At 64.4% G+C, this 20,511-nt stretch carries 18 protein-coding genes; 12 read left to right on the top strand and 6 right to left on the bottom strand.

The genetic code is table 11. The features are described 5' to 3' along the window. The first annotated feature begins 80 nt into the window (after positions 1-80). Entirely contained in the window at positions 81-659 is a 579-nt protein-coding gene (locus tag P3T18_RS20870; RefSeq protein ID WP_429301859.1) for a hypothetical protein, read from the top strand. A gap of 68 nt (positions 660-727) precedes the next feature. Here the strand turns inward: P3T18_RS20870 and P3T18_RS20865 are convergent, their stop codons facing one another. Beyond that, positions 728-1,162: a hypothetical protein gene (locus P3T18_RS20865; RefSeq protein ID WP_429301858.1), complete on the bottom strand. Its 435-nt coding sequence runs from the start codon at positions 1,160-1,162 to the stop codon at positions 728-730. A gap of 245 nt (positions 1,163-1,407) precedes the next feature. Between P3T18_RS20865 and P3T18_RS20860 the strand changes: the two genes are divergently transcribed. The 6 genes from P3T18_RS20860 to ggt all read left to right on the top strand — a co-directional run bounded on the left by P3T18_RS20860 (position 1,408) and on the right by ggt (position 8,282). Beyond that, positions 1,408-2,106, top strand: a complete 699-nt coding sequence (locus P3T18_RS20860; protein ID WP_429301857.1) for a CDP-alcohol phosphatidyltransferase family protein — start codon at positions 1,408-1,410, stop codon at positions 2,104-2,106. Beyond that, positions 2,103-2,960 (top strand): HalD/BesD family halogenase, encoded by an 858-nt coding sequence (locus P3T18_RS20855; RefSeq protein ID WP_429301856.1) that lies wholly within the window; start codon positions 2,103-2,105, stop codon positions 2,958-2,960. Before P3T18_RS20860 ends, P3T18_RS20855 begins: the two co-directional genes overlap by 4 nt. Continuing rightward, positions 2,957-3,976: a flippase-like domain-containing protein gene (locus P3T18_RS20850; RefSeq protein ID WP_429301855.1), complete on the top strand. Its 1,020-nt coding sequence runs from the start codon at positions 2,957-2,959 to the stop codon at positions 3,974-3,976. The genes P3T18_RS20855 and P3T18_RS20850 overlap by 4 nt, the downstream gene beginning before the upstream one ends. A 24-nt stretch (positions 3,977-4,000) precedes the next feature. Next, a complete protein-coding gene (locus P3T18_RS20845) occupies positions 4,001-4,765 on the top strand; it encodes an NTP transferase domain-containing protein (protein WP_429301854.1) in 765 nt (254 codons plus the stop codon). Positions 4,766-4,914: 149 nt separating this feature from the next. Then, positions 4,915-6,318, top strand: a complete 1,404-nt coding sequence (locus P3T18_RS20840; protein ID WP_429301853.1) for an MFS transporter — start codon at positions 4,915-4,917, stop codon at positions 6,316-6,318. A 230-nt stretch (positions 6,319-6,548) separates the two neighbouring features. Continuing rightward, positions 6,549-8,282 (top strand): gamma-glutamyltransferase, encoded by a 1,734-nt coding sequence (gene ggt, locus P3T18_RS20835; protein ID WP_429301852.1) that lies wholly within the window; start codon positions 6,549-6,551, stop codon positions 8,280-8,282. 124 nt (positions 8,283-8,406) lie between these two features. Here ggt and P3T18_RS20830 read toward each other — a convergent pair whose 3' ends face one another. Then, positions 8,407-9,459, bottom strand: a complete 1,053-nt coding sequence (locus tag P3T18_RS20830; RefSeq protein ID WP_429301851.1) for a S1C family serine protease — start codon at positions 9,457-9,459, stop codon at positions 8,407-8,409. A 226-nt stretch (positions 9,460-9,685) separates the two neighbouring features. Between P3T18_RS20830 and P3T18_RS20825 the strand changes: the two genes are divergently transcribed. Continuing rightward, on the top strand, positions 9,686-10,114 hold the full coding sequence (locus P3T18_RS20825) for a VOC family protein (protein WP_429301850.1): 429 nt from the start codon (positions 9,686-9,688) through the stop codon (positions 10,112-10,114). Between the two features lie 200 nt (positions 10,115-10,314). Further along, positions 10,315-11,241: a polyphosphate kinase 2 gene (ppk2, locus tag P3T18_RS20820; RefSeq protein WP_429301849.1), complete on the top strand. Its 927-nt coding sequence runs from the start codon at positions 10,315-10,317 to the stop codon at positions 11,239-11,241. 187 nt (positions 11,242-11,428) lie between these two features. Here ppk2 and P3T18_RS20815 read toward each other — a convergent pair whose 3' ends face one another. Continuing rightward, positions 11,429-13,015, bottom strand: a complete 1,587-nt coding sequence (locus P3T18_RS20815) for an inorganic phosphate transporter (RefSeq protein WP_429301848.1) — start codon at positions 13,013-13,015, stop codon at positions 11,429-11,431. A gap of 307 nt (positions 13,016-13,322) precedes the next feature. On the opposite strand from P3T18_RS20815, the gene P3T18_RS20810 reads away from it, so the two are divergent. Together P3T18_RS20810 and P3T18_RS20805 are read left to right on the top strand one after the other, a co-directional pair. Then, positions 13,323-14,231, top strand: coding sequence for a CHAD domain-containing protein (locus tag P3T18_RS20810; RefSeq protein WP_429301847.1), 909 nt, complete (start codon positions 13,323-13,325; stop codon positions 14,229-14,231). A 149-nt stretch (positions 14,232-14,380) separates the two neighbouring features. Then, positions 14,381-15,952 carry a sensor domain-containing diguanylate cyclase gene (locus tag P3T18_RS20805; protein WP_429301846.1) on the top strand — a complete coding sequence of 524 codons (1,572 nt, stop codon included), beginning with the start codon at positions 14,381-14,383 and terminating at the stop codon, positions 15,950-15,952. A gap of 128 nt (positions 15,953-16,080) precedes the next feature. Here P3T18_RS20805 and P3T18_RS20800 read toward each other — a convergent pair whose 3' ends face one another. Further along, positions 16,081-17,169 carry a VTT domain-containing protein gene (locus P3T18_RS20800; RefSeq protein WP_429301845.1) on the bottom strand — a complete coding sequence of 363 codons (1,089 nt, stop codon included), beginning with the start codon at positions 17,167-17,169 and terminating at the stop codon, positions 16,081-16,083. A 306-nt stretch (positions 17,170-17,475) separates the two neighbouring features. On the opposite strand from P3T18_RS20800, the gene P3T18_RS20795 reads away from it, so the two are divergent. Then, on the top strand, positions 17,476-18,390 hold the full coding sequence (locus P3T18_RS20795) for a DMT family transporter (RefSeq protein WP_429301844.1): 915 nt from the start codon (positions 17,476-17,478) through the stop codon (positions 18,388-18,390). Between the two features lie 64 nt (positions 18,391-18,454). Here P3T18_RS20795 and folE read toward each other — a convergent pair whose 3' ends face one another. Continuing rightward, complete coding sequence (gene folE, locus P3T18_RS20790; RefSeq protein ID WP_429301843.1) at positions 18,455-19,111, bottom strand: GTP cyclohydrolase I FolE; 657 nt, start codon at positions 19,109-19,111, stop codon at positions 18,455-18,457. Between the two features lie 130 nt (positions 19,112-19,241). After that, a complete protein-coding gene (locus P3T18_RS20785) occupies positions 19,242-20,171 on the bottom strand; it encodes a LysR family transcriptional regulator (protein ID WP_429301842.1) in 930 nt (309 codons plus the stop codon). Positions 20,172-20,511: the final 340 nt, after the last annotated feature.

Here is a 20,511-nt window from a genome sequence, read left to right as displayed (position 1 = left end):
GCAGGGTTCGAGCGGTGCGAGGCAGGTAGAATTGCGCGTTCGAGAAGTATTTTTGCCCTGCGACCGTGAGTAAACCTGTAATGACCCAACCCTCCCTCCCATCGTCCGACGCCGCTACCGATATCACGACGGAAGGCACGCCGGTTGGCGCGCCCGGGATCGAGCACGCCGACCACGTCGAACACGCTGAGCCCGAGACGCAGCACGAAGCGCGTCTGTGGCGCGACGACGGCTGGACCGCGCGCGTCATCAAGAACGAGGACGACGAAGGCTGGGCGGTGGAGATGATCAAGGATGGCGAGGCGGAACCGGCGCTGGTCGGTCCGTGGACCATGGGCCGCAACAAGAAGGATCCCAAGCCGCTCGATACGTCGGCCTTCAATACGCTGGTGAAAACCGCGTCCGAGGTTTTGCGCCGGCACGAGCAGCAACTGCGTGCGCAACTGCACAAGGAAGTGCGCGTGGCGACCGCGGACGGCAACGACGAACTCGACATCACGCTCGACATCGTGCCGGACGAAATCGAGCCCTACGCGTTGCTCACGGCGCTCGACACCTTCGGCGAACAGCTGGCGCAAGTGCAGGTCGCACCGAATTTCAAGCTCAGCAAGGCGAGCGCGGCGGCGTGGGTGGAGAACGAGTTTCGCCGCCCGGGTTGATGGGTTGGGCAGTAGGGCGGGCGGTTAGAACGTGAAAGCAGGAAGCGAAGCGGTCTTGCGCTTACGCCTTAGCTCCGCTTGCAGAAAATCGCGGTGACGAGCGGCGCGACACGATGCACGATGGCCGTGCTGCCGGCGTCCGCGATCGCGTTCTGCACTTTCGTCTCGCCGCCGAACACCACTACGCCATAGGCCGAACGCGCGACCGGCTCGCCGTCGCCGACGCGAAACATCGGGTCGTCTTTTTCATAGCCGACCACCGCGAATACGCGGAAGCCGAAGGCGGTGAGTTCGGCGCCGTGGGCCGGTGAAAATGCGTTGATCGAATTGCTTTCCACGCGCATCGGTTTCGGGTCGATCAACTGCTGCTGAGCGAGGTCGGCGATGAACTGATGACCACTCTCGTTGCAGACGAGCGGTGCGTCGAGCGTGGCGGCCTGGATGGTCAGGGGAAACACCGCGGCAGCGAGTGCAAGGAGTACCAACGAAAAGAAGCGTTTCATGTGCATGAACGGCGAGCCGTGATCGAATCGATGTAGTGTGTTCGCAACGGGCGGCGGCGCGAGAGCGCGGCCCAGCAGAACGTTGCGCATCGAGCGATGAGGCGTGACAGGCGCAACTGGCTTCGCACTTTATCCTGATTCGGCAAATCTTGCTTTCCACTTACCACGCGTCGGTAATCGTGCAATCACAAAGAAACGTGCGGGAAGAAAGCAATCTTTTTCGATCCCGTATATATTTCCGGGTTATGACTTCGCGACCGCAAACTCCAATCAACGTTCCGCCGCCCAGAACATGGGATGCGCGGCTCGCCCGCCGACTCGTTACGCCACTCGTGAACACGTGGGTAACACCGAATCACCTGACCACACTGCGTCTGCTGATCGGGCTCGCAGGCGCGCTGTGTCTGGCTCACGGCGGGTTCGCCTGGGCCAATGCCGGGGCCTTCCTGATCGTCCTGTCGAACTTCGTCGATCACACGGACGGTGAACTCGCGCGCATCGGCGGCAAGTCGAGCCGTATCGGTCATTTTTACGACCTTGCGTGCGACGCGATTGTGACCGTTGCGCTGTTCATCGGCATGGGGGTCGGTGCAGGATTAGCGCATTTTGGGGAATTGACTGTTGCACCGGGTTGGCTCGGTGCCATGGCCGGCGTCGCGATCGCATTGATTTTCTTCCTGCGCATGCGCATCGAAGAAATGGCGGGCAAGGCGGGCACGAAGCAGGCATCGGTGGGCGGATTCGAAACCGAAGACGTGCTGTACCTGCTTCCCATCGTGACGTTGACGAGCGTAGTGCTGCCTTTCGTGGTGGTCGCCTCGATCGGCGCGCCGCTCTTCGCCGTGTGGGTCATGGTCGATTACTGGCGTGTCGCGCGCCGCGCGGCCCGTCCGGCGGTCACCGCCAAAGCTTCCGAAACCAGTCAAATGTGGGCCAGTGAATGAGTACGCACGCCGAAAACGACGTGGCCTCGCCAGTTTCCGCTGCACACGTGCCGGGCATGTCGCCGGCCGTTTCCGCTTCTGCTTCTGCTTCCGCGTTTGCTTCCACCCCGGCGCCGAATGCCGATCAGGCTGTCGCAAGCCGTACCCGCGCTTTCGACAATCCGCGCCTGCGCAAAGATTTCGCGTCGCAGGGTGACTTCCTGTACATGGAAGACTTCCTCGCGCCTGAAGTCACCGCGCAACTCGTGCAGAGCGCCCGCGGGCTGCTCGACGAAGTGAACCGCAACTATCTGCCGGGCCACAAGCAGGGCGGCAGCGTGAGCCGCCATACCATCGACCAGCTCGCGCCGTTCATCGCCGAGCTGTATCGCTCGAAGGAACTGATCGGCTGGCTCGAGCAGCTGAGCGGCGACAAACTGCAGGTCTCGCCCGCCGACGATCCGCACGCTTACGCGCTCTACTACTACACGCGGCCGGGCGACCATATCGGCTGGCACTACGATACTTCGTACTATGACGGCCGCCGCTACACGCTGCTGCTCGGCGTGATCGACGAGTCGTCGTGCCGACTCGATTACGAGCTTCATACCCGCAATCCGGACGTGCCGGATCAACCGGGTTCGGTGCAGATTCCGCCGGGCGGCCTGGTCTTTTTCGACGGCGACAAACTGCGCCATCGCATCACGCCGGCCGGTCCGAACGAAATGCGCGTGTCGCTCACGTTCGAATACGTCACCGATCCGAACATGCGGCCGTGGCGCCGCTTCATCTCGAACATGAAGGACGCGATTGCGTACTTCGGTTTCCGTCAGGTGTTCCGCCAGATGACGTCACGCGGCAAGGATCGCGCATGAGTCGCGCTGCCCTGATTCTGCTGTCGATCGGGACGGCGCTGTTTGTCGGACTGCTCGCGTGGCAGGGTTTCGGTTCGGTCGCGTCCACCTTGCTCGCAGCCGGCTGGGGACTCGCGCTCGTCGCGGCGTTCCACGTGGTGCCGCTCGTGCTGGACGCGGGCGCCATCTCCGTGCTGTTCCAGGATCAACGTGACGGCGCGCCGCGCGCGCTCTCGTTGCGCGACGCGTTGTTCGCGCGCTGGATCGGCGAATCGGTCAATAGTCTTTTGCCGGCCGGCCAGATCGGCGGACCTGTCGTGATGGTGCGCCAGTTGTCGCAGCGTGGCATGCGCATGCGCGACGCCGCCGCGGCGATCACCGTCAGCACGACGGCGCAGGCGCTCGCACAAATCCTGTTTGCGCTCGCCGGGCTGCTGCTGTTCGGCGCCTACGCCGCGCACGGCGCGCTGCACGATCTGCAGACCGCGACGCTGATCGCCACCGGCGTGCTCGGCGCCATGATCGTCGGCTTCTATTACGCGCAGCGGCGCGGCCTGTTCGGCAAGCTGCTCGGCGTGGTGTCGCGGCTGTTCGGCAAGCGCGACTGGTCGTCGCTCATGACGCGCGCCGAAGCCGTCGATGCCGCCGTGCAAGCCATGTACCGCGAACGCGGCCGCGTCGCGGTGAGCTTTCTGCTGAGCCTGCTCGGCTGGATCGTCGGAACGGTGGAAGTGTGGCTCGCGCTGCGCTTTCTCGGTCATCCGGTCGACTGGGTCGACGCGCTTCTGCTGGAAAGTCTGGGGCAGGCAATTCGCGGCGCAGCGTTTATGATTCCGGGTTCGCTCGGCGTGCAGGAGGGCGGTTATCTGCTGCTCGCCCCGCTCGTCGGTTTGCCGCCCGATGCCGCGCTGGCGTTGTCGCTCGCCAAGCGCGCACGTGAAATCCTGCTAGGCTTGCCCGGTCTGCTGGTTTTGCATTTCAGCGAACGAAGCTGGCAACGGCGGCGCGCTCTCGGGCGTGTTTCGATTGCCGATTAATCCGTCTTTTTGAAAGGACCGCGCATGCGTGCCATCATCCTCGCAGCGGGCCTCGGCCTGCGTCTCCAGCAACCGCCGCAGGCACAGTTCCCGAAATGCCTGTTGCAGTTCGACGGCATGAGCCTGCTCGAACGGCATCTGCAGATGCTCGAAACCGCCGGCGTGACGGACGTCGTGCTGGCGCTCGGCTTCCAGCCGGAATCGGTGCAGGCGGAACTGGAGCGCATCAACTGGCCGCACGCGGTGGAAACGGTGATCAACACGCGCTTCGATCTGGGCAGCGTGTTGACGGTGCATACGGTGGCCGACGCGCTCACACGCGGCGGCGATGTCCTGCTGATGGACGCCGACGTGCTCTACGACGAACGCATTCTGAACGCGCTGGTGGCGGGCGAAACGGTCAACCGTCTGTTGATCGACCGCGACTTCGAAGCCGGCGACGAACCCGTCAAGCTGTGTCTGAAAGACGGGGTGCCGGTCGAGCTTCGCAAGCAGCTGGCCGTCAATCTCGACTACGACACGATCGGGGAATCGGTGGGTTTCTTCCGCTTCCGCGATGAAACCGCGCAGCGTTTCGCGCAGATCGTGGCGGGCTACGTCGAGAGCGGCCGCTCCAACATGCCGCACGAAGAAGCCGTGCGCGACCTGCTGCTGGAGCGCAGCCAGGTGTTCGATACGGCCGACGTGACCGGCGCGCCGTGGATCGAAATCGACTTCCCGAACGACGTCGCCCGCGCTGCCGCGGAAATCCTGCCGCAACTGCAACCGCTCGTCAGCGCATCGCGTTGAGGCTGCCGGGCGAAAGCCCGGTCGCCGGTCGTGTTGCCAGATGTGTTGCCACGCGTCGGCAACGCAATTGGCGAATCAGCATCGCATGGGAAGCCGCTTTCGGGCGGCTTTTCACCATCTTCCCCCGGCGTCCCCGGTCTCTCCTGACAATGCCTCTGGCTTTAGGCGCATTCATCGTTCCACTGATCGTCGCGTGCGCGATGTTCATGGAAAACGTGGACGGCACGGTCATCGTGACCTCGCTGCCGGTTCTGGCGCGTGACCTCGGTCAGGATCCCATCACACTCAAGCTCGCCGTCACCGCCTACGTGATCGGCCTCGGCGTGTTCATCCCGATCTGCGGCTGGGTGGCCGACCGCTTCGGTTCGCGCACCGTGTTCCGCACGGCCATCGGCGTCTTCATGGCGGGTTCGCTGATGTGCGCGGCGTCCACTTCGCTCGGCATGTTCGTGGTTGCGCGTTTCGTGCAGGGCATCGGTGGCGCGATGATGGTGCCGGTCGGACGCATCATCATTTTCCGTTCGGTGCCGAAGTCGGACTTCATCCGCGCGGTCAATTACCTGACAGTCCCCGCGCTGCTCGGACCGGTGGTCGGTCCACCGCTCGGCGGCTTCATCACGACGTATCTGCACTGGCGGCTGATCTTCTTCGTCAACATTCCGATCGGGCTGCTCGGCATCTGGCTTGCCAACAAGCACATCGCCAACGTGCGCGAGGCGCATCCCGGCCGGCTCGACTGGACCGGTTTCGTGCTTTCGGCGAGCGGCGCATCGCTGTTCATGCTGGGGCTGTCGCTGGTGGGCGGCGAACTGGTATCGAACAAAACGTCGCTCGGCATGTGCGTGCTCGGCGTCGTGCTGCTGGTGCTCTACGTGTTCTACGCGAACCGCGTGGAGAAGCCCGTGCTCGATCTGCGGCTGTTGCGCATTCCGAGCTTTCACGCGAGCGTGGTGGGCGGCTCGCTGTTCCGCATCGGTCTCGGCGCCGTGCCGTTTCTGCTGCCGCTCGCGTTGCAGGAAGGCTTGGGCATGACCGCGTTCAAGTCCGGTTCCATTACCTGCGCGTCTGCGTTCGGCTCGATCTTCATGAAGGCGGCGGCCTCGCGCATTCTCGGCCGCTTCGGCTTTCGTACGGTGCTGATGTTCAACGCGGGTTGCGCGGGACTGGCAATCGCGGTGTATGGCCTGTTCTTTCCGGGCACGCCGCATTGGCTGATCTGGTTCGTCGTGCTGTTCGGCGGCTTCTTCCCGTCGCTGCAATTCACGTCGCTGAACACGCTGGCCTACGCCGATATTCCGAGTCGCGACGTCGGCCGCGCGACCAGTGTCGCGAGCGTGATCCAGCAGCTTTCGCTCGGCCTCGGCGTGACGATCGCCGGGATCGTGCTGCAGATCTCGCATAACGTGCAAGGTCATACGAGCATCGTGTTCTCGGATTTCTGGCCGGCCTTTCTCGCGGTCGGCCTGTTCTCGTTTCTTTCGATTCCGGTCACGGCGCGTTTGCCGCAGGACGCGGGCGACGAGATCGCTCGCGGAAGCCGCGGCCGCGCCTGAGTGCGGCGCATGATGCGCCGCACAGAGAGCGAATCCCGCGCTTTAAACGGCCTGATTGCGCTGCAAATCCCACCGAAACCCGATTTTCGCGAAAGGCTGTTGCCGCGTTTTGTGCGCCGCGGCATGCACCATTTTCGTGCGGCGGCTTGGCCTCGCGTCGCCGGCCATGATATAAGCCCAAGACAGCTCGAATTATCGTCGGATGAAAGAATCGTCTTGGGGGATAGTCAATGAAGTTGTTTCAACACGCCAGAACGTCCGCTAGCGGACTCGCAATCGTCGCACTCGTTTCCGTATCCACGGGCTTTCTCGAAGCCACTCCCGCATTCGCCAAGGCACCCGCCAAAGCGCAACAGGCCGTACTCTCCGCTTCAGCCATTGCCGTCGCCGACAAATACAGCGCAGACGCCGCCGAGCAGATTTTCAAGGAAGGCGGAAACGCCGTCGACGCAGCCGTCGCCATCGCCTTCACGCTTGCCGTGACCTATCCGGAAGCGGGCAACATCGGTGGCGGCGGTTTCATGACGCTCTACGTCGACGGCAAGCCGTACTTTCTCGACTACCGCGAGCGCGCGCCGCTGGCCGCGACCCGCAACATGTATCTCGACGACAAAGGCGAGGTCATCAAGGGCATGAGCCTGTTCGGCTATCGCGCCGTGGGCGTGCCGGGCACGGTGGACGGTATGTGGCAGGCGCAGCGCCGTTTCGGCAAACTCAAGTGGAAGCAGGTGCTGGCGCCGGCAGTTCACTATGCGCGTGACGGCTTCATCGTCGACGAGCAGTTGCAGTCGCGTCGCGACGCCGCCGCGAAAGATTTCGCGGGCAAAACCAACTTCGATACTTATTTCGGAAACCTGAAGAACGGCGTCAACTTCAAGCAGCCGGATCTGGCCGCCGTGCTTCAGCGCATTTCGGATCAGGGCGCGAAAGACTTCTACCAGGGCAAGACGGCCGATCTGATTGCCGCCTCCATGCGCGGTCACGGTCTGATTACGAAGGCCGATCTTCAGCAGTACAAGGCCGTCTGGCGTCAGCCGATTCAGGCCGACTGGAACGGCTATCGCGTGATTACCGCGCCGCCTCCGAGTTCGGGCGGCATCGGTCTGGTCCAGCTGCTGAAAATGAAAGCGGACCTCGCGGACGACTTCAAGGGCGTGACGCTCAATTCGCCGCAATACGTGCACCTGATCGCGGAAATCGAAAAGCGCGTGTTCGCCGATCGTGCGCAATATCTCGGCGATCCCGACTTCTACAAAGTGCCGGTCGCACAGTTGACCGACGACGCTTACATCGCCAAGCGCGCCGCCGAGGTCAATCCGAACACGCCGTCGGACACGAAGAGCGTGCAGCCGGGTCTCGGCACGTCGATGCCTGAAAAAGCCGAAACCACGCACTTCTCGGTGATCGACAAGTGGGGTAACGCCGTCTCGAACACGTACACCATCAACGGTTACTTCGGCTCGGGCGTGGTGGCGGACCGCACCGGCATCGTGCTGAACGACGAGATGGACGACTTCTCCGCGAAGCCGGGCGTGGCCAATATGTTCGGCGTGGTGGGCAGCGATGCGAACGCGATCGAACCGAAGAAGCGCCCGCTCTCGTCGATGAGCCCGACCATTCTCACGAAGGACGGCAAGGTCTCGCTGGTGATCGGCACGCCGGGCGGCTCGCGCATCTTCACGTCGATCTTCCAGGTCATCAACAACGTCTACGACTTCAACATGCCGTTGCAGGATGCGGTTGCCGCCATGCGCTTCCATCACCAGCTGTTGCCGCCGAACACGATTTTCTGGGAGCCGTACAAGCCGATCGACGGCGAACTCGCCCAGCAGATCGAAGCGAAGGGCTACAAGTTGCAGGGTCAGGATTTCAGCGGCGACATTCAGGCGATCAAGGTCAACGGCGATACGCCGGACGCCGCCGCCGATCCGCGCGGCCGCGGTGTGACGCGCATCATCCAGTAAGCGTTCGATCGACACGCCGCGGCGCGCTGCTTGCAGAGGCGCTGCGCGCAAACCCGAAAGCCTCGCGCCGTTTCATGCGCGAGGCTTTTTTCATGGGCTTTTCAATTCGACGAGCCGCGCTGAATCAGCTGGTTTGCTCGACCGGTGTGAGCGTCAGTTCGCGCCGCTGCGCGCCGCGCAGCACCGTCACGTTGACGGGCTTATCGATGCGCGAGGCGTCGAGCACGCGTTGCAGACTGTCGACGTCCTGCACGGGCAGCGCATCGATGGCGACGATCGTGTCGTCGGTGCGCAGGCCGCCGAGCGCGGCCGGGCTGCCTTTGACGACCTCCATCACGTAGACGCCGCTTTCCGAACTCAGACCGAAGTAGCGCTGCACACGGCGCGATATCGGCGTCGTGGTGCCCGCCACGCCGATGTACGCGCGCCGGACGCGGCCATGCGCGAAGATTTGCATGATGACCCACTTCGCGGTGTCGATGGCGGTGGCGAAACAGATCGCCTGCGCGCCCGGAATGATCGCGGTGTTCACGCCGATCACCTGGCCTGCCGAATTGATCAGCGGTCCGCCCGAATTGCCGGGATTGAGCGCGGCGTCGGTCTGGATCACGTCGTAGATCATACGGCCGGAATTCGAGCGCAGCGAGCGGCCGAGCGCGGACACCACGCCGGTCGTGACGGTTTGCGCAAGCCCGAGCGGATTGCCGACGGCGATTGCAATCTGCCCGACGCGCAGCTTCGACGATTCGCCGAGTTCGACGTGCGGCAACGGTTCCGGCGAGCCGATCCGCAACACGGCGAGGTCGCTGCCGGGATCGTCGCCGACGAGGTCCGCGTCGAATTTCGCGCCGTCGGCGAGCGTCACCTGAATGTGCGTGGCGCCATGGACGACGTGGCTATTGGTGAGCAGATAGCCGTCCGGCGTGAACAGGAAGCCCGAGCCGGTGCCGCCGCGCGCATGGCCGTCGCGGCCGGCGGGCTGGCCGTTCGCGCCGGGCAGGCGGCGTTCGACGGAGATGAAGGCGACCGCCTGCTGCACGCGTTCCAGCGCGCCGATCACGGTGCGGGAATAGGCGTCGAGCAGGGCGTCGTCGGACGGTGACGTAAGCAGATCTGGACCGGGGGCGTCGGGTGCGGCGCGCGACAGGTCATCGATGAAGCGTGGGCGGCTTCCCATGGCGATGCTCCGGATAAACGGATCAGGAGATGCGGGACGGCCGGAGGGTTTTCAAGTGCGGTCCGCGCCGCGCGTGTCGGGCTGGCGAGCCGTTTGCTTGAATGATGGCGAAAGCCGACACTGCGAACACGGGGCCTGCGCGCCGGTCCGTTCAATTTCACGGTCGTCTGAATAAATCACACGTGAAGCGCACGCTGCGCCAGTCACGAAAAAGGAGACTTTTGCCATGAATTCGCCCACGAATCAGCCGGTTTCGGCTGCCGCGCCGGATGCACACGACGCACGCGACCCACAGTCCGCGCCGAGTATCGAATCGCTCAGCGCCATCACGCTCGCGACGCACGACATGGCGCGGGCCGTGCAATTTTACGAAGCGCTCGGTTTTCCGCTGAAATTCGGCGGCCCGCAGGAGGCGTTCACGTCGTTCGCATTCGGCGGATCGTTTCTGAATCTGATCGTCGATACGCGCGCGCCGGTCAACTGGTGGGGCCGCGTGATCGTCTACGTGTCCGATGTCGACGCGCTCTACGGTCGCGCGCTGGCGGCCGGCCTGAAGCCTTCGCGCGAGCCCGCGGACGCCCCGTGGGGCGAGCGTTATTTTCACATCAGCGACCCGGACGGCCACGAACTGAGTTTTGCCAGGCCGCTGCGTTAGCGCGGAATGCCGCGCAAAACTCGCTATCATGATCGGCAACGAGGCACATAAACGGCGCGCGGGCGGCCGGCCGGACAGCCGCAACCGCACTCGCGGCCGCGCCGGTAACACGGCTGACATTTGGCGCTTCGATAATCGGAGCGCGATCGTGGCGCGCAGGCGCCGCGTGCCTATCTATTTCCGTTGCCAGGAGAAGCGCAATGAAAGAGCTGGATCCGAGACCTGAAGCCGAAATTCTGGCCGAACGGCAACGCCGTTTTGAGGAAGACCTCATCGACGCCCACGACGAGGAACTCGAAATGGAGGTCGACGACCGCATCATCGACGGCGCCGAAGGCTTCACGGCGGAGCATCGCGAAGCGCGCAAGATGTATTTCCGCGAGCTGTTCCGCCTGCAGGGCGAACTCGTCAAGCTGCAGGACTGGATCGTGCAGACCGGCCACCGGCTCGTGGTGATTTTCGAAGGGCGCGATGCGGCGGGTAAGGGCGGCGCGATCAAGCGCATCACGCAGCGGCTCAATCCGCGCGTGTGCCGCGTGGCGGCGTTGCCCGCGCCGAACAATCGTGAGCGCACGCAATGGTATTTCCAGCGGTATGTGTCGCATTTGCCCGCGGGCGGCGAGATGGTGCTGTTCGACCGCAGCTGGTACAACCGCGCCGGCGTCGAGCGCGTGATGAATTTCTGCACGGACGAAGAGTACGAAGAGTTTTTCCGTTCGGTGCCGGAGTTCGAGAAGATGCTGGCCCGCAGCGGCGTGCAGATTCTCAAGTACTGGTTCTCGATCACCGACGAAGAGCAGGAAATCCGCTTCCAGAACCGCATCCACGATCCGTTGAAGCAGTGGAAGCTCAGTCCGATGGACCTGGAAAGCCGCCGTCGCTGGGAAGCCTATACGCAGGCCAAGGAAGTGATGCTGCAGCGCTCGCATATTCCCGAGGCGCCGTGGTGGGTGGTGCAGGCCGTGGACAAGAAACGCGCGCGTCTGAACTGCATTCAACATCTGTTGAGCCAGGTGCCGTACCACGAGATCGAGCACTCGCAGATCGAATTGCCGGCGCGCGTTTATCACGACGAATACAGCCGTCAGCCGGTGCCGTCTTCGATGATCGTGCCGGAAGTGTATTGAGCGGGTTGGGGCGCGCCTGAGTGGGGCGCTTGAGGTAGAAAAAAGGCGCGGACCGGGTCCGCGCCTTTTTCGTTTGAAGCCTTGTTTCGTGTGTCGTATAAGGCACATTAACCGACGTTTGTCCGCTAACGTATCCTGTACGACACATTAAACCGTCACTGCCGGCTTACAGCGCCGGCATGACGTATCAAAACACCATCCGGAACACCCAGTACAAGCCCGCCGCCAGCGCGATCGAAACCGGCAGGGTCAGCACCCAGGCGAGGATCAGGCTGCGCACCGTGCCCCATTGCAGGCCCGAGCCGTTGGCGGCCATCGTGCCGGCCACGCCGGACGACAGCACGTGCGTGGTCGACACCGGCAGCCCGTAGGCGTCGGCGGCACCGATCGTCAGCATGGCCACGAGTTCGGCCGATGCGCCCTGGCCGTAGGTCAGATGCTGCTTGCCGATCTTCTCGCCCACTGTCACGACGATGCGCTTCCAGCCCACCATGGTGCCGAGACCGAGCGCGATGGCCACGGCAACCTTCACCCACGTCGGGATGAACTTGGTGGCGTGGTCGGTCTGCGCCTTGAAGTTGTCGATGACCTTGCGGTCGTCGGCGGAGAAGGCCGGCTGCTTGGCCTTGTCCATCAGACGGATCGCTTCGGACGCGACATACATGTTGTTGCGCACGTTATCGACGACGCTCTGCGGCACGTTCGCCAGCGAGCCCGACGAGCCGACCTGCTGGGCGATACCGTCGGTGAGCTGCTGCAAGGCGGGCAGGGTGGCCGGCGTCAGTTGGCGCGTACGCACGTAGGCTTCGACGTCGCCGCGCGGGTTGGCCGACGGCGCGGCGCCCTGAGTGTATTTGGCGAGCGTGGCCGACGTTTCGTGCGCCACTGCGAGGAAGGTTTGCGTTTCGGCCGGCGTGACCGCCTTGTTCAGCGCGTAGGCGGTCGGCACCGTGCCGATCAGGATCAGCATGATGAGACCCATGCCTTTCTGGCCGTCGTTCGAACCGTGCGCGAACGAAACGCCCGTGCAGGTGAGGATCAGCAGGCAGCGGATCCAGAACGGCGGCGGTTCTTTGCCCTTGGGCTCGGCGTACAGCGCCGGCACGCGGACCACGGCCTTGAGGATCAGCAGGAGCAGGCCGGCAAGAAGGAAGCCGACCAGAGGCGAAAACAGCAGCGATTTACCCACGCCGAGCGCCTGACCCCAGTCCACGCCGCTGGTGCCGCTCGCGCCGTGCATCAGCTGGTTCATCAGGCCGACGCCGATGATCGAGCCGATCAGCGTGTGCGAACTGGACGACGGCAAACCGAAGTACCAGGTGCCGAGATTCCAGATGATCGCCGCGATCAGCAGCGCGAAGACCATCGCGAAGCCGGCGCTGCTGCCGACCTGCAGGATCAGTTCGACCGGCAGCAGTTGCAGGATGCCGAAAGCGACCGCGCCGCTCGAAGTCAGCACGCCGAGGAAGTTCCAGCCGCCCGACCAGACCACGGCGATATTCGGCGCGAGCGAGTGGGTGTAGATCACGGTGGCGACCGCGTTGGCCGTGTCGTGAAACCCGTTGACGAATTCAAAACCCAGCGCGATGAGCAGCGCGACGCCCAGCAGCAGATAAGGAAGAATCGAACCTTCGCGGACCGGTTGCAGGTCGTCCAGCAGATGCGAGGCGCAATAGACCGCGCCGATCACGATCACAATCAGGAAAATGATCAGGCCGATATTGCGCCCTTTCCCTCCTGTTGCGCCCGGTTGTTGGTACGAAAGTTCCGGCATGGCGTGTGCCCCAAAAAGTTTGTCGCGGAACATCCGATCCTGCTGCCGGTGTGTGTCGCAATGATGACAGCGCGATGACGCTTATGCGTGGCGGGCGTTTGCGGGCTTTTCACGGGTCGTGCGAGACCACTTTTGCGCGTTGCGCAAAACGGCTTTGGCGAGTTCCGGCGAATCGCGGTCGGATAGTGACTAGACGCCTTGGCTAGATGCGCTGACCACATAGTGAGCAGGCCGCGTGGGGCTGTCGCCGATACTCATCGGGTCCTTAATTTGCTACTCTGGATTAAAGGATTGTTAAGGACCTTCGATGAACCCGGACAGTGCCGACGCCGCGAAAAACGCTGCGCAAAAGCCGCGCAAGTCACGTAAGCCAGCCGCCAAGGACCGCACCGCGCAGGCTGCTTTCGCGTCGTACGCCTCGCCGCTGATCGACCACGCGATCGCGTTCGCCGACGTGGTGCGCGACGATGCGTCGCCCGAAGCCCTGCATGCGCTGCGTGTCTCGCTGCGCCGGCTGCGTTCGTTGTGGTGGGCGTTCCAGCCCTTGCTCGACAAGCCGGAAAATATCCGTCAGCAGGCGCTCTACAAATATCTGGCCACGGCCGCGGGCAAAACGCGCGATTGGGACATCCTGATCGAACTTGTCGCCAGCGATGGGAACGGCAAAGGCGAGAGCGAGAGTCCGCTGCACGCGCAACTCGAAGCCGCGCGTGGCGACGCGCTCGCCACGAGCCGCGAAACCCTCGCCAACGCGGACGTCAAACATCTGCTGCACGACACGCTCACGAGTACCAGCAAAGAACTCAATACTTCGCACGAGCGCGTCGCGTTGCGCAAGTTTGCGACGCGCCGCGTGGCGGCGTCCGGGCGATCGCTGAAAAAGCGTATGAAGCGGGCGAGCAAGGCGAAGCGTTCGAACTACGCCGCCTTTCACGACGTCAGGAAAGCGGGCAAGAAGCTACGCTATCTGCTGGAATTTTTTGGTCCCGACCTGCGTGGCGGTTCTAAGAGCAGCCAAAAACGCAGCCTGAAGCGTCTGAAGAAGATTCAAAAACACTTCGGTAAGCTGAACGACATCGTAGCGAGCGAAACCTTGCTTCGCGAGAATACGGGTCTTCTAGCCGATGAACACGGCACGGCCGGCGCGCTCCAGCGGCTTGCAAAGGAACGCAAGCGCCGTGTGCGCGCGGCTGCCGGATTATTGCGCAAGCACTAGACTGTCTACGCGGCGTGGCCAGTGCCGCTCGCGGGCTCGAGATCGTGGCTTCGGCCGCTCGCGCCTGATAACAAAATCCGCTGTCGTTCGACACGAATTCGGCAGCATCGGCGGGTAAGCAGATGACCGGTAAAGGAGGAAGTGCGCACGTGGCACATCGAACGCTCACGCTGCGCCGACGGTTGCGCAAGCGCTTGCGCGCAGCGGGCAACGCTGTGTCGCGCTATGTCGGCAATCATCCGTTTCTCGCGGGCGTGGCGGGCTCGCTGGTGGCCGTGTCGATGGCCGGCCTCACGCTCCTTGCACTCAGCAACGGCCGCACCGATGCGCTCGATCACGCGCGCGAAACGGCGCAGAACCTCGTGTCGATCATTTCGACCGACCTGGAACGCAACGTCGAAATTTACGATCTGTCGCTGCAGGCCATGGCCGACGGCGCGCGTAATCCCGTCACGTGGACCTTGCCCGCGGATGTGCGGCAGGCCGTGCTGTTCGATCGCGCCACCACGGCCGCCTATCTCGGCGGCGCGTATGTCATCGGACCGGACGCGCACGTCATTGCATCGCAACATGGCGACGTGAATAAAACGATCGGTTTCGCCGACCGCGATTATTTTCTGGTGCATCAGCGCAGCGCGAATGCCGGCCTGTACTTTTCGCATCCGTTCCGCTCGCGGCTGCGCGACGGCAAACTGTCGATCGGCCTGACGCGTCGCGTGGACAAACCCGACGGCGAATTCGGCGGCGTGGCGCTGCTGGCCATCCGCATCGAGTACTTCCAGCGTCTGCTCGACCGCATCAATACCGGCGCGAAAGGCTCGGTCTTCATCGTCACCGAAGACGGCACGCTGCTCGCGCGCAAGCCGTTCGCCGCGCGCGATATCGGCAACAGCATTGCGAAATCGCCGACTTTCCAGACCATGGTGGCGCATACGTCCGGCTCGTACGTCGCGGTATCGGCGCTCGACGGCGTGCGGCGCATGTACAGCTATGCGCGCGTGCCGGGCACGCCGCTGATCGCCGTGGTCGCGCCGGCCGTCGACGACGTGCTCGCGCCCTGGCGTCATCGCAGCCGGATCGCCGGCCTGCTGACCTTCACCTTCGGCGCGGTCTTCATCATGGTGTCGTGGCTGCTGGCGTTCGCCCTGCGTGACAAATCGCGCGCACAGGACGCGCTCATGCGTCTCGCCGCGACCGACCCGCTTACCGGCCTCTCCAACCGCCGCGTGCTGGACAAGCGTCTCGACGAAGAATGGCGGCGCGCGCGCCGCAACGGCAATCCGCTGTCGGTGCTGTTCATCGACATCGATCACTTCAAGCGGTTCAACGACACGCACGGCCACGCCAGCGGCGACGAGGCGCTCGTGGCGGTGGCCGAGAGCATTTCAGCGACGGTGCGGCGCTCGGTCGATCTGGTCGCGCGCTATGGCGGCGAGGAATTTTCGGTGGTGCTGCCGGAAACGACGAGCGCGGGCGCCCTGGTGGTCGCGGAAAAAATTCGCCGTACGGTGCAAAGCGCGGGTGTGGTGCGCGGCGACGGCGACACCAGCGAGGTGACGGTCAGTATCGGCTGCGCGACCTGCGTGCCGGCCGAAGGCGCGAGCGCGCTCGATCTGCTCGCCGCCGCCGACCGGCAACTCTACGCGGCGAAGGCGGCCGGCCGCAATCGCGTGCATGCTGCGGTCTGGGAAGTCGGGACGGAAACGCAGAACGCGCCTTGATGGCGGCGGCGAGCCGTGACGGAAGTCAGGGTGTCGAACGGAGCGCGCAGCAGTTCGGGCTGCTGCCCGGCATCGACATGCGGCGAGCTTTGAGGCGCCACCGGACGCCCGCATCGCTGCGGTCTAGCCTAAGCGCGCTTCGGCGCCAGTCCACGCAACGTGACGGCGCCGCGCGCGTCACCGGCCGAAGCCCACGACGGCTGACCCGCGATCATCTCGTCCACCGGCGAGAGCGACGTCACCGGAAAACCGCGCCGTTGCCACGCGTCGAGTCCGCCGCGTAGGGCGCGGATTCGCGTGTAGCCGTTGCGGCGCATGCATTGCGTGATGTCGACGGCGGTCGCGCTATCCGGACAGATGCAGTAGATCACCATGTCGTAAGCGTGCAAGGCGCCGTTCACCTGTTCGGGCGAGTGCGGATCGAGCGGCAGCGCGCCGGGTATGCCGCTGCGTGCGCCGTTGGCCAGCGCTTGCGGACGCGCATCGAGCACGCGCGGCAGCATGGCCGCGCGCCGCTGCCGCCAGCCGCGCCGCCCGCGCCAGCCGCGCGAGGCTGCGGTGTCCACTGTGGCGTCTGTCGTTGCTTCGCGTGTTTCGGTTGCCGCGCCGGTTGGGTGCAGGCGGGCGCGGCGTCGCTGATACAGGCGGTAGGCGAGATAGAGCAGCGCCACGGCCAGCAGGACATCGACCACCGTGCCGCCGCGCGCCCTGACGAACGCGAGCAGCATGTGCAACTCGCGTTCGGCCGCCGCGCCGCCGAGCAGCCAGAAAGTCGCCCACGCGACGGCGCCCGCCACGTCCCACGCCGCGTAAATACGAATGTCGACCGCCGTCGTGCCCATCAGCGGCGGCGTGATGAGGCCGAGACCGGGAACGAACTTCGAGATCGCGACGAGCGGCACACCGAAACGCTCGAACATCGAGCGGGCCGTGTCGAGGCGGGCGTCGGCGGCCGGTGCGATACGGCCGAGCGCGGCCATCAGTTTGCGTCCATAGATACGGCCGGCGGTGAACCAGGCGGCGTCGCCGAGCAGGGCGCCGAGCACGGCGGCGCATAGCGTCGGCCAGAAGGAGAGCGTGCCGGCCGCGATGGCCGAGCCCGCGAAGAGCAGGATGGGCACCGCGGGAATCGGCACGCCAAGACGGGTCAGCAGGACGTTGAGAAATACGATAGCGCCGCCCCAGGTGGTGATCGCCGACGGCGGGAGCTCGAACAATTGGGACTCCTGGCAAAAGCGGTTAGGCCGGCAGGCGGCGGGCGATCCAGCACACGGCGGTCATACGGCTTGCCGACGCATCGATAGCGACATCAATCGTGACCGCTCGCAAGGTTCGTTCCCGACGCCTTCGCTTCGTGCGCGGGCCATCCATGTCGATGAGGATACCCGATTGGTTCGCGCGGATCCTCGCTGTCGCATCCGCCATTCAAAAGCGCGCCGCTTCTGCAATTTCGTTCAAGACTCGCGCCGTGCGCCGGTCCTAAGCTGCGGGTTCGATTTGAACCTGGACGGCGATCAAGCGATATGAATGCGAAACACGTCGGATACCTGTTCTGTGCGCTGGCGATGATCGGTGTCGGCAGCACGGTGGTGGTCAGCAAAACGATCGCGGCGGCGCTGCCGCCTTTTAGCGCCACCGCGCTGCGTTTTGCCATGGCGTTTCCGGTATTCGCGCTGCTCATGCGTTGGCGCGGCGTGCGCTGGCCGCGTCTCAGCGGGCGTGATGCGTGGCTCGTGATCGCGCAGGCGGGCGCGGGCAGTGTCGGCTATACGGTGCTGCTCATCAGCGGCATGAAGCTCGCGTCGGCAACCGACGCCGGCGTGATCGCGGGAAGCCTGCCGGCCGTGTCCGCACTGTTCGCCGTGCTGGCGCTGGGGGAGCGGCCGAAACCAGCGGTGCTGGGTGCGGTCGTGCTGGCCACCGTGGGCGTGCTCGTCTGCACCGCGCATCCCGACGAGACCGCGTCGACTCGCGGCGCACATTCGCTCGCGGGCGACGCGCTGGTGTTCGGCGCGATCGTGTGCGAGGCAGTGTTCATCCTGCTTAACCGCAAACTGCGCAAGCCGGTCGCGCCACTGCCGCTGTCCGCGCTGATGTGCGGGATCGGCTTCCTGGTGGCCATCGTGCCGGCGTGTTTCGAGGCGCCCTGGCGACTGCCGTTCGACGCGAACCTGCTGGCCGGGATCGGCGGCGTGCTCTACTACGCGCTGGTGCCGACGGTGGCCGGCTTCGCGCTCTGGTATGCCGGCGCGGCGCGCATCAGCGGCGCCGAAGCGGGACTGATGACCGCGCTCGTGCCGGTGAGCGCGGTGACGCTGGCGGCCTGCGTGTTACGCGAACCGGTCGGTGTCGCGCAACTGGCGGGCGTGGCGTGCGTGCTCGGCGCCGTGCTGCTTGCGAGTTTCGGCCAGAGGCGGGCGCTGCGGGCCGCCGCGTGAGTTCGATGCGATCGTTGCGTGACGCACACTCAGCGGCGTCGCGTGACGCAAAAACCCTCGAGCCTCAGGTGTTGGCAATCGCCACCACGCCAGGATTGCCGACGATCGACAAAAACTCGCGGCGTGTCGACGGATCGGTGCGGAACGTGCCGAGCATGCGCGAGGTAACCATCGTCACGCCGGCCTTGTGCACGCCCCGAGTGGACATGCACTGATGCGCGGCCTCGAGAATCACGCCGACGCCGGCCGGTTGCAGCACGTCGTTCAGCGTGTCGGCGATCTGCACCGTCATTTTTTCCTGAATCTGCAGACGCTTGGCGAATGCATCGACGAGCCGCGCCAGCTTCGAAATGCCGACGACGCGGTGGTTCGGCAGATAGGCGACGTGCGCCCGCCCGATGATCGGCACCATGTGGTGCTCGCAGTAGCTTTCGAAGCGGATGTCTTTCAGCACGATCATTTCGTCGTAGCCGTCTACTTCCGAGAAAGTGCGCGACAGGATCTCGCGCGGATCGATCTGGTAGCCGGCGTAGAACTCCTCGTAGGAGCGCACCACGCGTGCGGGCGTGTCGATCAGGCCTTCGCGCGTGGGATCGTCGCCGGCCCAGCGCAACAGCACGCGTACGGCTGCTTCAGCTTCATCGCGGCTCGGACGGGCCACATTGTCTGCGGGCGCCGCCGTGACTGCGGGTTTGGTTTTCTTCGATTTACTGCTGGGCATCCGTCGCTCCTCCGGGATCGCGCCTCGACGCTTCGCGCAGCGCGGGTTCAATGAGTGCGGCCATTGTTCCATGTTTTGCGACGAGCCGTGTCGATGTCCCTGTGCGCAAAGGGGCCCGGCTCATTTGGGCTCACTTTGGCCACTCGTCCTCGGCGTCGTTGAAAAGCTCGGCCACCACGCCGCGCAGCCAGGTGCCGCGCGGGTCGTTATGAAACTTGCGGTGCCAGTGCTGCCGCAGATCGAACGGCGGCAAGGGCAGCGGCGGCTCGACCAGCGTGATTGACGCATGCTCCGACACATACGCGAAGCCGATGGCGTGCGGCACCGTGGCAAGCAGATCGGTGCGCGCCAGAATGAACGGCAGGCTCATGAAGTGCGGCGTTTCGAGTACGGCGCGCCGCTTGATGCGCTTCTTTTCCAGATAGTGCTCGAGGACTTCCTGGCTGCGTCCTTCGGCGCGCACGACCGCGTGCCCGGCGGCCACGTATTGCGCCAGCGTGAGCGGCGCCTGCGCCAGTGGGTGGCCGGTGCGCATCAGGCAGATGAAACGGTGCGTGAAGAGGCGCTGCTGGAAGAAGTTGTTGCCCGCCAGGTCCGGGAAATAGCCGACTGCAAGATCGACGTCGCCCGATTCGAGGCCGCGCTCCACGTCCGACGGCCGTAACGACACCGAACGCAGATTCGCGTGCGGCGCGAGCTCGGCGAACCGTTGCAGAAGACGCGGCAGAAACACGATCTCGCCGACATCGGAAAGCGCGATGGAAAAGGTGTGCGTGCTGGTGTCCGGGTCGAAATGCTGCGCTTCGAGCATGCCTTTTTCGATGCGCAGCAGCGCGTCGCGCGCGGCCGGCAGGATGGCGAGCGCGCGCGGCGTCGGCTCCATGCCCTTCGAGGTCCGCACGAACAGCGGGTCGTCGAAATACTCGCGCAGCCGTCCCAGCGCCGTGCTCACGCGCGGCTGGCTCACGCCGAGCTGCTCGGCCGCGCGGCTGACGTTGCGGGTGTCCTCCATCGCGACCAGATAAGGGATCAGGTTCAGATCCAGGGTTGTCTCGGGCATGTTCGGCGGCGGCACTCGGGTTGATCGGGAGATTGGCGTATGGGCTAAGTCGATAGAGGGTAGCGTAATAATGCGCTTTGCCGATAGTGGTCGTGCCGCTCCGGTGGATAAAAACCGTGCTGCGATCTGCCGCTGCCGCGTCGAAAACCTATGATTAAGGGAAATCCCCCGCCTTGACAATGCGGCCGAAGCGCAACCATAATCTGCGAGAACGTTCGCTAAACGAATCCATGTTCATATAACGAACAAATTTCGAAGCGGACGACCCAAGGCGCCAGCTTGCATCTCCGTGCGGCGAGCCGCCGCCAGCAACAGGCCGGAGACCGTCCGCGAGGTGCCC

Source organism: Paraburkholderia sp. GAS199, from assembly GCF_050436585.1.
GTDB lineage: Bacteria > Pseudomonadota > Gammaproteobacteria > Burkholderiales > Burkholderiaceae > Paraburkholderia.
The sequence above is the reverse complement of the archived record's forward strand: the minus strand, read 5'-3'. Positions and strand labels throughout refer to the sequence as shown.